Source organism: Roseateles saccharophilus (assembly GCF_004342485.1).
GTDB classification, from domain to species: Bacteria; Pseudomonadota; Gammaproteobacteria; order Burkholderiales; family Burkholderiaceae_C; genus Pelomonas; species Pelomonas saccharophila.
This window is the reverse complement of the sequence record NZ_SMBU01000046.1, coordinates 19623-33137: the sequence shown is the minus strand read 5'-3', so window position 1 is coordinate 33137 and position 13515 is coordinate 19623. Positions and strand designations below refer to the sequence as shown.

The window sequence follows — 13515 nt, the reverse complement described above, 5'->3', positions numbered from 1 at the left end:
TACAGAAAATCGCGCAAAGCCACTCTAAGTCATTGATTCAAAACGAGCCGCCCGCCGGAAATCGCGCAAAACGGCGATTTGGTGTCGAACTCGGGAGAGCGTCTTCGTTCTGCCCCAGCAGCAGCAGGGGTGCGGTGGCCAGCTCTTGCGGGGATGCGAGGAGCTTGTTGCCAGCGGTCCGATAGGCCCGCACGGCGCATTTCAGGACGGGCTGTGCAACCCAGTCCTCGGGCGGCTGGTTGGTGACGCGGAAGGCCACGTCCAACCCCTCGCGCAGCAGATCGACGCGCCTGTCGGTGAAAAGCAGTTCGTAGCGGATTGCCGGATGTTGGGTCTGGAAACGCGCGAGCAGCGGGGCCAGCACGATCCGGCCGAAGCCGGCAGTGGCGCTGATGCGCAGTGTGCCGTCGAGCTGGTCACGGGTCTGGCGCAGCGCCAAGCGCGCGCCCTCGGCCGCCTCTCGCACTGCCCGCGCCCGCGCGTGCAATCGGCGACCGGCTTCGGTCAACCCGAGGCTGCGCGTGCTGCGGGCGAACAAGGTTAGACCGACAGCGTTCTCGATGGAAGCGATGCGGCGGCTGATGGCGGCGCGCGTCAGGCCAAGGTCACGGGCCGCCTGGGCAAAGCTTCCGGCCTGTGCAATGCGTGCGAACAGTTCGAGTGCGTTGGCGTCCAGGGCTTCCTCGGCCGCGCTCTGCCGCCGACGGTCGACGAGGGGATTCTTTGTCGTCATTATGTTGACGATGTGGCGCTCTTTTGCGCTCTACCGCCGCAAAAGTTGTCAATCTAGACTGCCCGTATCGCCATTGCAAGTACTCGTGCCGAGGCCCAGATGTCCAGCCTACCCTTGAATCCCTCGGATATCGCCTGCCCGCCCATCCTGCCGCCAGCGCCGGCAGGCGCCGACAGCGATGCGACGTACTCCGACCCGCAGGTCCAGGTCAGACCGGTAGCGCTGCGCTGCGCCGACGGGCGTCTGCTGGCCGCGCAGTGGTTCGAGCCTCCCGCTGCGATCGGCGTGCGGGCCGTGGCCGTCATCAGCTCGGCGACGGCGGTGCCGGCCAGCTATTACCGGTACTTTGCCGAATGGCTGGCGCGGCGCGGTTATGCCGTGCTGAGCTTCGACTACCGCGGCATCGCCGCTTCCCGCTCCGCCTTGCTGCCGGGCGAGGACGTCCGCCTGCGCGACTGGGCGCGCGTGGACATGGCCGCTGCCCTGCACGCGGCCGATCGGCGTCGGTGCGAGGCCGCCACGGCCGAGGTCGGTGAGGTCGGCCTGCTCTGGGTCGGCCATTCGCTGGGCGGCAACGCCGTTGGCCTGGTGCCCGGCTTCGAGGACAAGGTGGATGCGCTGCTCGGCGTCGCGGCCCAGGTGGCCTATCTTGGGCACTGGTCGGGCTTGGCCCGCCTGCAGGCCTGGCTCTTCTTTCATCTGATGCTGCCGCTGGCCGTGCGCCTGTTCGGCCGTGCGCCGGGGCGCCTGCTCGGGCCGCGTGCCGAGGATCTGCCGGCCGGCGCCGCGCTGGAATGGGCGGCCTGGGGGCGTACGCCGGGCTTCCTCTTCGGAGACGAAAGCCTCGCCCGCGAGCGGGCCTACGACCGCTTCGCGGGCGCTGTCCACCTGTGGAGCATCACCGACGATCACCTGTTCGGACCGGCCCCGGCCGTGGACGCGCTGGCGGGGCACTTCGGCGCCGCCCGCGTGCAGCGCCATTCGGTGTCGCCCGCCGATCTGGGCGTGGGCAAGATCGAGCATTTCGGCCCCTTCCGTCGCGACCTGGGCGCCAAGCTCTGGCCGCGCCTGCTCGAGCGCATCGAGGCCGCGACGCCACGGCTCGCCGCCCGCCTCCACTCGGCATAAGTCCCGCTGCGCCGCAGGCGCGTGGAGGCTAAGGTCACATCATGATCGACGACCGATTTCTTGCCGACAACACCGCATTGCAGCGCGCACCGGTGCAGTTCTATTTCGACTTCTCCTCGCCCTATTCCTATATCGCGTCGGAGTGGATCGAGGCCGTTGCGGCCCGGCATGGGCGCCGCGTGCAATGGCATGCCATCCTGCTCGGTGCGACCTTCCAGGCCGCCGAGCTGAAGTCGCCGGTCTCCTATCCGATCAAACGCGACTACGCCTTGCGCGACTTCGAGCGCTCGGCCCGTTTCGCCGGCCTGCCCTATCGCCAGCCTGAAACCTTCCCCATCCCCACCCAGAACGCCGCGCGCGTGTTCTGGTGGCTGCACGGGCAGGACCCGGCGCGCGCCGTCGCCTGGGCCCATGCCGGCCTGCGCGCCTACTTCACGCGCGGCGTGGCCCTCGACGACGCGGGGGCGTTGAAGGCCTTGCTCGCCGAGTCCGGCATAGACGCCGACGCGGCTGAGGCCGCCTGGAGCGAGCCGGCCTGGAAGGCGCGCCTCAAGGCCGAGAACGACGCGGCCATCGCCGCCGGCGTGTTCGGCGCGCCCTATTTCATCGTCGACGGCGAACCTTTCTGGGGCAACGACCGCCAGGCCCAGATCGAGGGCTGGCTGGCCAGCGGGCCTTTCAAGGGCTTGATCTAGATCAGACCTTCACGCGCGCGTCATGACCGGCGGGCAGCATGCCGGCCATGCCGACGACGCAAGACACTGCTGCTGCCGCCGACACGCCCACGCTGTCGGTGCGCACCGTCTGGATCTCGGACCTGCATCTGGGCACGCCCGGCTGCCAGGCCAAGGCCCTGCTCGACTTCCTTCGCGACGTCGAGTGTGAAACCCTCTACCTCGTCGGCGACATCATCGACGGCTGGCAGCTCAAGCGCTCTTGGTACTGGCCGCAGGCCCACAACGACGTCGTGCAGAAGCTGCTGCGCAAGGCGCGCAAGGGCACGCGGGTCATCTTCATCCCCGGCAACCACGACGAGTTCGCGCGCAAATACCTGCTGCACAACTTCGGCGGCGTGGACGTGATGGAAGAAGCCATCCACGTCACCGCCGACGGCAAGCGGCTGTGGATCACGCATGGCGACCTCTACGACGGCGTCATCCAGTGCGCGCGCTGGCTGGCCATCGCGGGCGACCTGGCCTATGAGTTCACGCTCAAGGTCAACCGGTGGTTCAACCACATCCGCGCCAAGTTCCGCCTGCCCTACTGGAGCCTGTCGCGCTACCTCAAGCACAAGGTCAAGCGCGCGGTCAGCTACATCAACGAGTTCGAGAACGCGGTGGCGCGCGAGGCCAAGAAGCGCGGCGCGCACGGCGTCGTCTGCGGCCACATCCACCATGCCGAGATCCGCGAGATCGACGGCATCCTCTACTGCAACGATGGCGACTGGGTCGAGAGTCTGACGGCTCTCGTCGAGCACCACGACGGCCGGCTCGAGATCATCGACCGCGGCGACGAGGCCGCGCTGCCGGGCATGCTGCCGGCCGCCAAGGCCAAGCCCGCGGTGCCGCTAGCGCTGCCCGTCCCGACGGCGGTCGTGAAGACCGCCGTGTCCGACACCCTCGTCAGCTGACCCGCTTCAGCAGTGCCTGCCCGGCGCGCAGCTGCGAGCCGGTGGCGATGCCCTCCGCCGGCTCGAAGCCCGGCGGCACGAAGACGATGATGGTCGAGCCATGCTCGAACCAGCCCATCTCCTGGCCCTTGGCATGAGGTGCCGAGCAGGGCATCTCGTTGGCACCCTTGCGGCCCAGGTGCAGCAGCACGTCGAGGAAGTGCAGGCGGATGCTCGCGACCAGGATGGCCGCCACAGGCACCAGTGCGATCGGCTCGCCGCCGGCCAGCCGCATGCGCACGACGGCGCGCTCGTTGCGGCAGAACAGCCGCTCCACGCGCTGCAGCGCGATGGGGTTCACGTTCCAGGTGTCACCGCTCAGATAGGTCACATGCTCGACCGTGCCGTCGGCCGGTGCGTGGAAGCGGTGGTACATCGCCGAGGTCAGCCGCAGCGTGATGAAGCGGCCGCCTTCGAAGACGCTCGCGTCCTGCGTCGGGCCGAAGAGCTCGGCCGTCGAATAAGGAAAGCCCTTGGCCTGGTAGACCTGGCCGCGCTGCACGAGGCCGCAGGCGCCGACGATGCCGTCGCTGGGGCTGCAGATCACGTCAGGCCGGGCGTCGAAGATGCGCGCGCCGGGCTTGAGTTCGCGCGTGAAGCAGTCCTTCAGCGAGCGGAACTTCGTGTGCCTGGCCTCGCTCAAGTCCAGCGGCGTGAACAGCCGCCAGACAGCGATGGACAGCTTCGTCAGCAGCGGACTCTCGATGCGCGCGAAGCGGCCCATCAGTTTCGTCAGCGCGATGCGCGGCACGCGGTTGGTCAGCAGGAAGTTCAGGTCTTCCTGTGCGACGAGGCGTTGGAACCAGCCGCGGGCGGGGATTGTGGTCATGGCTTTGTCATTCATTCCACTGTCAAGCGTCGCAGGTACATCTGAAACCTTCGTGAATTTCCTGAGACTGCGATGGACGAAACCCTGACCCTTTCGGCGCTCGCCCTCGGCGTGCTGGCCCTGCTGCCGGCGGCCAAGCGGCGGCTGGAGCTCTCGCGCGCCAAGCACCGCTCGCTGGCCGGCCATTCGCGCATGGCCAAGCGGCTGGCGCGCTGGGTGCCGGGCTATGCCTATGACGAGGCGCAGTTCTTCGCGGCCGACGGCGCACCGGCCGACGTGGCCGCGCAGCGCCGTGCCGCGCTGCAGCGCCTGGGCGCCGAGTTCGACACGCGCTACGCCAGGACGCTGGCCGCCACCGAGGCCGCGCGCGACACCATCTCCGACCTGCGCTTCACCGGCCGCTACCGCGTGCCCTTCCAGTTCAGCCCCGTGCTGCGCGAGCATCTCAAGGTCGGGGCCTTCCTGCAGGCCAGCGACGGCGTGCAGGTCGAGGACCTGGACGGCAACCGCCTCTATGACCTGACCGGCTCCTACGGCGTCAACCTGCTGGGCTACGACGCCTACAAGGCCTGCATCGCCGAAGCCGTCGCCACGGCCCAGCAGCTCGGCCCCGTGCTCGGTGCCTACCACCCCTGCGTGCTGGACGTGCTGACGCGGCTGAAGGCCATCTCGGGCCAGGACGAGGTCAGCTTCCACATGAGCGGCACCGAGGCCGTCATGCAGGCCGTGCGGCTGGCGCGTTATCACACGAAGAAGAAGCGCCTGGTGCGCTTCGCCGGCGCCTACCACGGCTGGTGGGAGGACGTGCAGCCCGGCCCCGGCAACCCGCTGCCGCCGCGCGATACCTTCACGCTGCAGGACATGGCCGAGCGCTCGCTGAAGGTGCTGGCCACGCGCCGCGACATCGCCTGCGTGCTGGTCAACCCGCTGCAGGCCCTGCACCCCAATGCGAATGCGCCGGGTGACTCCGGCCTCATCGACGGCAGCCGCCGCGCGGGCTATGAGCGCGAGGCCTACACGGCCTGGTTGAAGAAACTGCGCGAGGTCTGCACCGCACGCGGCATCGTGCTGATCTTCGACGAGGTCTTCGTCGGCTTCCGGCTCGCGCCCGGCGGCGCCCAGGAGTATTTCGGCGTGAGGGCCGATCTCGTCACCTACGGCAAGACCCTGGGCGGCGGCCTGCCGGTCGGCGTCGTCTGCGGCAGCCGCGCGCTGATGCAGCGCTACCGCGAGGACCGCCCGGCTGACATCTGCTTTGCGCGCGGCACCTTCAATGCCCACCCCTATGTCATCGCCGCGATGGCCGCCTTCCTGAGGCAGCTCGACACGCCGCAGGTCAAGACGCTCTACGACGGCCTCGACGCGCGCTGGAACGCCCGCTGCGCCCGCTTCAACGAGCGCCTTCAGGCGGCCGGCGCGCCGGTGCGCATGGCCAATCTGTCGACGATCTGGACCGTGCTCTACACGCAGCCGGGGCGCTACCACTGGATGCTGCAGTTCTACCTGCGCAAGCACGGCCTGGCGCTGAGCTGGGTGGGCACGGGGCGGCTGATCTTCAGCCTGAACTATGGCGACGCCGAGTTCGAGGCCGTGCTTGAGCGCTTCGTCGCCGCCTGCGCGGAGATGCGTGCCGACGGCTGGTGGTGGACGGCGCCCGAGCTCACCGCCAAGGCCATCCGCCGCAGCGTGTTCCGCGAGATGCTCTCGAAGAAGTTCTGAGCCCAAGCCCGGCTTGCCGGGCGCGCGAGAAAAACAAAAGGCCCGCGAATGCGGGCCTTTCTCGTTGGGGCGAAGAGTCTCAGTGCGCTTCGCTGCCAACGTGCTCCATCGGGTCGATCAGCTGGCCGCGCAGCAGATAGAGCGGGGCCTTGTGATACAGCATCACGTCGTGGAAGGGGTCGGTCAGGATCTTGGTCATCCAGGCGAAGCCCTGCATCGCGCCCTGCGTGGCCCACAGCTGGCCGACGCGGAAGAGCAGGCCCACCACGCCGAGGCAGAACCAGGCCATGCCGACATCCTCCAGATAGGCCTTCATGCCGACGGCCGGCTCGATGAGGCCGCCCAGCGACGGGAAGAACCACAGCACGGCCGGCAGCGCCACCCACACGGCCAGCAGCACGATCTTGCGGCGGATGTTGTAGCCGACCTTGATCTCTTCCTTGTGCGCGTCGGTGGCCTGGTTGACCTCGTCGTAGCCGCGTGGCTCGAAGAAGAAGTGGCCCGCCTGGCGCGTCGTCATCGACACGCACCAGGCCAGCAGCGCGGCCCAGGCCGGGTTCACGAACACCAGGCCGTAGGAGACCAGGAAGCACAGGGCGCTGATCAGGTGCAGGCTCTGGTTGATGCGGCTGTGGTGGTAGTAGCGGTGGTCGTCCCAGCGCTGGGTCTTCAGGGTTTGGAAGAACTCGTTCACGTCCCGTCCTCGTTGGGGTGGAAATCGGAGCGGATGGTGGTGGGCTTGCGTGAAATTGGCGTGACGGCCCGCCTGTCATCTTGCTGTTGCACGCGCTCGTGAACATTTGCGCATGAACACCCCACACGACGCCGACGACATCCTGGTGGACGACCTGCCCGCGCCGCGCCATTCGCGCCGGCTCGCGGTGGTGACGGAGACCTATCCCCCCGAGGTCAACGGCGTCGCGATGTCGATGGCCCGCGTCGTCGATGGCCTGAACCGCCGCAACCACGATGTGCAGCTGATCCGCCCGCGCCAGCCGGCCCGCATGACCGGCCAGGTCACCGGCAAGCCCGAGGTTGACGAGGTGCTGACCAAGGGCCTGCCCGTGCCCCTCTACCCCAACCTGCGCATGGGCGTGCCGAGCAAGCGGGCGCTGGTGAAGCTGTGGTCGCTGCACCGCCCGGACGTCGTGCACATCGCCACCGAGGGGCCACTGGGCTGGTCGGCGCTGCAGGCGGCCCAGCATCTGGCCCTGCCGGTCACGTCGGACTACCGCACCAACTTCCACGCCTATGGCAAGCACTACCGTCTGGGCCTGCTCAGCAAGCCCATCATGGGCTACTTACGCAAATTCCATAACCGCTGCGCAGCGACCATGGTGCCCACCGAGGCTATGCGCGTGCTGCTGGCCGAGCGCGGCTTCGAGCGGTTGACGGTGGTGGGCCGCGGCGTCGACGCGCAGCGCTTCGACCCGGCGCGCCGCAGCGACGCGATGCGCGCCAGCTGGGGTGCGGGGCCGGACGACCTCGTCATGGGCTATGTCGGCCGCCTGGCGCCGGAGAAGAACCTCGGCGTCGTGCTGGCCGCCTACGAAGCCGTCAAGGCCTTGCAGCCGCGCGCTCGCCTGGTGTTCGTCGGCGACGGCCCGATGCGGGCCGAGCTCGCCGCGCGCGTGCCCGATGCCGTGTTCGCGGGCCAGCGCAGCGGTGACGACCTCGCGGCGCATTACGCCGGCCTGGATCTGTTCCTGTTCGCGAGCCTGACCGAGACCTTCGGCAACGTCACGACGGAAGCCATGGCCAGCGGTTGCGCCGTCGTCGCCTTCGAGAGCGCGGCCGCGGGCGAGTTGATCCGCAGCGGCATGAACGGCTGGCTGGCCGGCGCGGGCAAGGAGTCCGATTTCGTCGCGGCGACGCGTGTCGCCGCCGTCGACGCGGTGGCGCGGCGCGCGGTGGCCGATGCGGCGCGGGCGACGGCGCGGCGGCTCGACTGGGCGGACATCACGGCACGCTTCGAGTCGGTGCTGGAAGGGGCGATTGCGCGGGCCGAGCCGGCGTTTGCGCTGCCGGGGTTGCAGCCGGCGGCTTAAGACGACTCGCTCAATTCGGCGTGCAGAGCTAACGAACGCATTCAGCGGCCGGCGTAGCCGGTCCGCTGGAATTGCGGGTTATGGCTTGGGTCGTATTGGCGCCGGCGGAGCTACTGTTCAAAGCAACCCCACCCGTCATTGCGGCCGGCAAATGCGCTGGCCGCTGCTTGCAGCGCAGCTTCAAACTGCGTAATTCCGCTGTGCGTTGGAGCCATATGCTTGACGACAACGACGTCCCACGGGAGTGAATCGACTACGCCGGATTCGTTGACTTTGACCTGATAGCCATGCGCCGAAAACTGCGCGGAAAACGATAAGGCTGCGGGCTCGTCAGGCAGCACGACGGTGAAGTCGATATCCCGCGGCTTCAACAGATCGTCGCCATTGGCCTGCATCCGCCGCAGAACGTCGCCGTTTTCATCATCGGGGAACGTGATCGTCCGGTTCATGCAAAGCCCTAACTATTGGTTTATCCGTCACGCCTTGCCGCTTAACTCCAGCGGCGCATTGGCAAGTGCTTGTTCGGCAACGACTATGCCAATAAAACCTCGTCAAAAGCGGCGCGTCGTCACGACCGTGGCGGTGAACTTTTTCGTCGACTCCCGTCGATCCGGATCAGCGCCGTGATCGCCCCCGCGACCAACACACCCAACGCACTCAGCGTCACCCCGATCGGCACGCCCGCCGCCTCGCAGCCCGCATAGGCCGCCAGCATCGCGAGCACGCTCAGGTTCTCGTTGAAGCCCTGCACCGCGATCGACCGGCCCGCGCTCAAGAGCACGGCGCCGCGGTGCTGTAGCAGCGCGTTCAGCGGCACCACCATCGCGCCGCCCACCGCGCCCACCAGCGCCAGCACGACCGCCGCCACCGCCACGTCGCCGACCTGCGCTACCACCGGCATCAACAGGCCCAGCGCCACACCTGCCCACAGCCCGTGGCGTGCCTGGTGCAGCGCCAGCCAGCGCCCTGCAGCCGCCGCACCGGCGATGACGCCCACCGCCACCGCCGCCTGCAGGTAGGCGGCCTGGCTGAGCGGCAGCGCGAGCGCGACGCCGGCCCAGCGCAGCACCGCGAACTGCAGCGTCGCGCCGACGCCCCAGAACAGCGTCGTCGCCGCCAGCGACAGCCCGCCCTCGCGGTCGCGCCAGAGCTTGCGGTTGGCGGCGCGGAACTCGCGCAGCAGCGCGGTCACGTCATGCGATTCGCTGCGTTGGCGCCGGCCGCTGTCGGGGATGCCGGCGTTCAGCAGGCTGGATACCGCGTAGATCAGCAGCAGCGCGGCCAGCGAGCCGGTCAGCTTGTCGGCCGGCAGGGCCAGGCTGTCGCAGAAATCCGCCAGCCCCGAGGCCAGCCAGGCCGGGCTGACGAGGGCGCCGCCCAGAACGGCGCCCAGCAGCGCGGCCGACACGACGGTGATCTCGATCCAGCCATTGGCCGCGACCAGGGCCTCGGGCTCGGCCATCTCGGTGATGAGGCCGTATTTGGCCGGCGCATAGGCCGCCGCGCCCAGGCCCACGACGGCGAGCGCAGCGACCGGGTGCAGGCCGAGCGCGAGCAGGCCCAGGCCGACGATCTTGACGAGGTTCATCGCCGCCATCACGCGGCCCTTGGCGAAGGCGTCGGCCAGCGGCCCCACCCAAGGCGCGAGCACGACATAGGCCGCCATGAAGCCCACCTTCAGCAGCGGGGCCCACCAGGGCGGGAAACCCTGCTGGGCCAGCAGCGCGATGGCGACGATGAGCAGCGCGTTGTCGGCCAGGGCCGAGGCGAACTGGGCGCCGATGAGAAGGCCGAAGCCGCGCGGTAGCGCGGGGCGACGGGGGGAACAGGCGCTGGGCAGAATGGACGACATCTCCGTCGCCAGCTTGTCATGCCGGCATGAAATGCCGGTGACGACGGGCGCTGCTCAGCGCGAGATGGCTTCGAACAGCAGGGCCAGCTCGCTGGCGATGAGCAGTTCCTGCCGCGTCCAGGCCCGCGTGGCGCGCGCATCGACGAACCACAGCGCACCGGCGAGCCGGGCGCCGTCGTAGAGCGGCACCTCGATGCGCGCCTCGGCGGCGCCGGGCAGGCTGGCCAGCTCGGCATGGCAGGGGTGCAGGGCCGAGTCGGGCAGGGCCAGCGGTGCGCCGTGGCGGTTCAGCAGGTCGAGGTAGCGGGGCTGGTTCGCGGCGCTCAGGCCGCCGCTGCCGAGCTGCCAGCGGATCACGCTGGCCAGGCCGAGAATGCGGCTGCTGGCCGCCTTCAGCTCGGCCAGGGCCTCGGGCGGCGGCGCGGCGGCCAGGCGCTGGCGCTGGCCGCAGAGGTGCAGCAGCAACTCCTCGGGCGTCAGCGGTGCGCCGCCTTCTTCGGCCGGCGGCGCGGCCAGCGTCGCGCGTGCCGGCAGGGAGAGGCGTTCGATCTCGGACTGCAGGGCCAGGTGCTGCCAGAGGTGGTCCAGCGCGCCCGCCGCATCGCCTTCGGCCTGCAGCAGTTCGGCCAGTTGCAGATGGGCCTGGCGGGCCTGGGCGCGGGCCTGGATGCGCTGGGCCAGGGCCAGGCCGTGGCGGGTGGAGCGCACCGCGCCGGCGTTGTCGCCGCGGGCCAGCGCGATCTCGGTCCAGGTGCGGCTGGCGGCGGCCTCCAGCCAGGGGTAGCCCTGGCGCGCGGCGATGTCCAGCGCCAGGCGGCAGTCGGCCACGGCCCAGTCCATACGCTGGCGGGCCAGCGCGGCGCGCGCGAGATGCCAGTGCGCCTCGGCCTCGAAGACATGGTGGGCGCCGCGCCGCGCCGCCGCCAGGCCGTGGCTGAAGTGGCGCTCGGCGGCCGGCAGGTCGCCGGTTTCGAAGCTGCCCACGCCGATGTTCAGCGCCAGCTTGGCGGCGAGGTAGCTGTCGTCGCCCTCGCCGCTGGACCGTGCCAGCTGCTCGCCCGCGTCGCGCATCTGGCGCAGTCCGCGCGCCCAGTCGGCCTGCGCATAGTGGATCTGGCCCAGGCCGATGCGCGCGGCCACGCCGGCCTGGCAGTGGCCGCTGACCTCAGCCAGGTCCAGCGCGCGCGACCACTGCTCGCTGGCGAGCTGGTATTCGCCCTGCTGATAGGCGATGCGGCCCAGGGCCTCGCAGACGCGCGCGGCCTGCACCGGGAAGTGGCCGGCCGCGGCCAGCGCGCCGGCCTGCTCCAGCGCGGGCAGCAGTTCCAGCGCGCGGCCGCGCGGCTCCAGCAGACCGAAGCGGGCGTAGAGTGCGTCGACGCCGACAGCGGTGTCGCCGGCCGCGAAGGCGTTGCGGCTCAGCGCCTCCAGCAACTGGTCGGCCAGGGCGGGGTGGCGGTGCGCGACACGGGCGATGCGGCCCAGCAGCTCGGCCAGGGCCTCGCTGGCGGCGGGTTGGAGGGTGAACACGGCGGCAGATCCGGATGGGGCGGGTTGGTTTCTCACTGGTATTCTTGTCGATTCCGAGGACGCGCTACACCTGGACTCGGGCTATCCCGTAGCCTACTCCAGCGGCCGTAGACCAGTTTAAAACCAATTGACGACACTGGTGGTTGGTATTAGAGTGGTATCGACTGAACCCCGTCGACCATGCCCCTCGTTCTCGATCCCTCTCTCCTCACTTCCCGCGACTCCGGCCGGCCTGTGCGCTGGTGGGTCGGCATCGATGGTGGCGGTACCAGCACCCGGGCCGTCGTGGCCGACGCCCAGGGGCACATCCTTGGCCGTGGTGAATCCGGCGCGTCCGCGCTGGGCCAGGGCGCCGAGCAGGCCTGGCGTCATATTGCCGACGCCATCTCGCACGCCGAGGTGCCGGGTCTGGAATTGCAGGATTGCGCCCTCGGCCTGGGCCTGTCGGGCACGGGCGTGCCGGCGCAATTGCAGGCCTTTGTCGCGGCCGACCCCGGGGTCGCGCGCTTCGCCCTCGTCACCGACGGCCTCGCCGCGCTGCTCGGCGCGCACGGCGGCCGGCCCGGCGCGCTGCTGATCTCGGGCACGGGCTCGGTCGCCGAGGCCCTGCTGCCCGACGGCAGCCGGCGCATGACCGGCGGCTGGGGCTGGCAGATCGGCGACGAGGGCAGCGGCGCCTGGCTGGGTCAGCAGGCCATGAAGCTGGCCCAGGCCGCCTACGACAGCCGCGCCGCCGCGGGGCCGCTGGTGCAGTCCGTCTGGCGGCAGGCCGGCACCACGCGCGAGGAGCTGCTGGGCTTCTGCGCCACGGCCGGCCAGGGCGGCTATGCCAGCCTGGCGCCGCTGGTCTTCGAGCATGAGGCCGACGACCTCGCCGCCAGCGCGCTGCTCGACGAAGCCGCACGCGCGCTGGAGGCCCTGGCCGCCGCCGTCCACCCCACACTGCCGCTGGCGCTGGCGGGCAGCATTGCTTTGCGCCTGGCGCCGCGCCTCGGCCCGGCGCTGCAGTCCCGCCGCGTCGAACCCCAGGGAGATGCCGCCACCGGCGCTCTCTGGCTCATCCAACAGCAAGAAACGATCCCCGCATGAGCGCTGCTGTCTTCGACTTCAAGCCCGATCCCAACGCGGCCTCGCCGCTCTACATGCAGCTGGCCCAGGCCCTGGCCCTGGCCATCCGCGACGGCGTTTTCCATGCTGACGAGGCGCTGCCCTCCGAGCGCGTGCTCGCCGAGCAGCTGGAGCTGTCGCGCGTCACCGCGCGCAAGGCCATCGACCGCCTCGTCGAGCAGGGGCTGATCATCCGCAAGCGCGGCTCGGGCAACTACATCGCGCCCAAGCTGGAGCAGCCGCTGACCCGCCTGACCAGCTTCTCCGAGGAGCTGCACCAGCGCGGCTTCGTGCCCAGCTCGCGCTGGCTGCTGCGCGGCTTCACGCCGGCGGCGCCGGACGAGCAGCTGTCGCTGGAGCTCAAGAGCGGCGAGCGCGTCGCGCGCCTGGAGCGGCTGCGTCTGGCGGACCAGGTCGTCATGGCCTACGAAGTGTCGGTGCTGCCGCAGTCGGTGCTGGCCGACCCGCAACGCGTCGAGTCCTCGCTCTACACCCACCTCGGCGAACGCGCCCCGGTGCGTGCGCTGCAGCACATCCGCGCGCTGAACGCCGATGCCAAGCTCGCCGGTCTGCTGGAAGTGCCGTTGGGCGCCGCGGTGCTCTTCATCACCCGCGTCGGCTATCTGGCCTCGGGCCAGGCCGTCGAGCTGACGCACTCCTACTGCCGCAGCGACTACTACGACTTCGTCGCCGAAATGAGGCGCGATTGATGATGCCCCTCGTCCAACGCCTACGTTGGCCGGTCCCCCGCGGGGACGGCGATGCTTGCCGGATTGACCGGCAAGCGCATCGCCATGACGGGCCGGCTTGGGAACTGGAGTCGGACACAAGCAGTCCCTGCGGACTGCTTGTGCCTACCCAAGGCCATTGGCCTGTGGCCAATGGCAGGCCCGGCGCTCG

Annotated in this window: 13 protein-coding genes; 7 read left to right on the top strand and 6 right to left on the bottom strand. The window is 69.8% G+C overall.

The features are described from left to right. Positions 1-37 precede the first annotated feature (37 nt). On the bottom strand, positions 38-733 hold the full coding sequence (locus tag EV671_RS23615) for a LysR family transcriptional regulator (protein ID WP_132576371.1): 696 nt from the start codon (positions 731-733) through the stop codon (positions 38-40). Positions 734-832: 99 nt separating this feature from the next. Here EV671_RS23615 and EV671_RS23610 point away from each other — a divergent pair, with 99 nt between their 5' ends. Genes EV671_RS23610 through EV671_RS23600 form a run of 3 tightly spaced genes read left to right on the top strand, consistent with a single transcriptional unit; the run spans position 833 to position 3491 of the window. After that, on the top strand, positions 833-1861 hold the full coding sequence (locus tag EV671_RS23610) for an alpha/beta hydrolase family protein (RefSeq protein WP_132576370.1): 1029 nt from the start codon (positions 833-835) through the stop codon (positions 1859-1861). Between the two features lie 41 nt (positions 1862-1902). Continuing rightward, positions 1903-2556 carry a 2-hydroxychromene-2-carboxylate isomerase gene (locus tag EV671_RS23605; protein ID WP_132576369.1) on the top strand — a complete coding sequence of 218 codons (654 nt, stop codon included), beginning with the start codon at positions 1903-1905 and terminating at the stop codon, positions 2554-2556. A 38-nt stretch (positions 2557-2594) separates the two neighbouring features. Beyond that, positions 2595-3491 (top strand): UDP-2,3-diacylglucosamine diphosphatase, encoded by an 897-nt coding sequence (locus EV671_RS23600; protein WP_132576368.1) that lies wholly within the window; start codon positions 2595-2597, stop codon positions 3489-3491. On the opposite strand, the gene asd is transcribed toward EV671_RS23600, so the two are convergent. Further along, positions 3484-4359: an archaetidylserine decarboxylase gene (gene asd / locus EV671_RS23595; protein WP_132576367.1), complete on the bottom strand. Its 876-nt coding sequence runs from the start codon at positions 4357-4359 to the stop codon at positions 3484-3486. The two genes, EV671_RS23600 and asd, sit on opposite strands and share 8 nt — an antisense overlap. Before the next feature lie 72 nt (positions 4360-4431). Here asd and EV671_RS23590 point away from each other — a divergent pair, with 72 nt between their 5' ends. Next, on the top strand, positions 4432-6078 hold the full coding sequence (locus tag EV671_RS23590) for an aminotransferase class III-fold pyridoxal phosphate-dependent enzyme (protein WP_132576366.1): 1647 nt from the start codon (positions 4432-4434) through the stop codon (positions 6076-6078). A 79-nt stretch (positions 6079-6157) separates the two neighbouring features. Here EV671_RS23590 and EV671_RS23585 read toward each other — a convergent pair whose 3' ends face one another. Next, on the bottom strand, positions 6158-6772 hold the full coding sequence (locus EV671_RS23585; RefSeq protein WP_132576365.1) for a hypothetical protein: 615 nt from the start codon (positions 6770-6772) through the stop codon (positions 6158-6160). A gap of 112 nt (positions 6773-6884) precedes the next feature. Between EV671_RS23585 and EV671_RS23580 the strand changes: the two genes are divergently transcribed. Continuing rightward, positions 6885-8126, top strand: a complete 1242-nt coding sequence (locus EV671_RS23580; RefSeq protein WP_132576364.1) for a glycosyltransferase family 4 protein — start codon at positions 6885-6887, stop codon at positions 8124-8126. A gap of 110 nt (positions 8127-8236) precedes the next feature. Here EV671_RS23580 and EV671_RS23575 read toward each other — a convergent pair whose 3' ends face one another. The 3 genes from EV671_RS23575 to EV671_RS23565 form a co-directional block, all read right to left on the bottom strand. Further along, positions 8237-8575 carry a ribonuclease E inhibitor RraB gene (locus EV671_RS23575; protein ID WP_132576363.1) on the bottom strand — a complete coding sequence of 113 codons (339 nt, stop codon included), beginning with the start codon at positions 8573-8575 and terminating at the stop codon, positions 8237-8239. A 119-nt stretch (positions 8576-8694) separates the two neighbouring features. Next, entirely contained in the window at positions 8695-9978 is a 1284-nt protein-coding gene (gene lplT / locus EV671_RS23570) for a lysophospholipid transporter LplT (protein WP_132576362.1), read from the bottom strand. A 54-nt stretch (positions 9979-10032) separates the two neighbouring features. Next, complete coding sequence (locus EV671_RS23565; RefSeq protein ID WP_132576361.1) at positions 10033-11508, bottom strand: GAF domain-containing protein; 1476 nt, start codon at positions 11506-11508, stop codon at positions 10033-10035. Between the two features lie 180 nt (positions 11509-11688). On the opposite strand from EV671_RS23565, the gene EV671_RS23560 reads away from it, so the two are divergent. Together EV671_RS23560 and EV671_RS23555 are read left to right on the top strand one after the other, a co-directional pair. Further along, positions 11689-12597, top strand: a complete 909-nt coding sequence (locus EV671_RS23560) for a glucosamine kinase nucleotide-binding domain-containing protein (RefSeq protein ID WP_132576360.1) — start codon at positions 11689-11691, stop codon at positions 12595-12597. Then, positions 12594-13325 carry a GntR family transcriptional regulator gene (locus EV671_RS23555; RefSeq protein WP_132576359.1) on the top strand — a complete coding sequence of 244 codons (732 nt, stop codon included), beginning with the start codon at positions 12594-12596 and terminating at the stop codon, positions 13323-13325. Before EV671_RS23560 ends, EV671_RS23555 begins: the two co-directional genes overlap by 4 nt. Positions 13326-13515 lie beyond the last annotated feature (190 nt).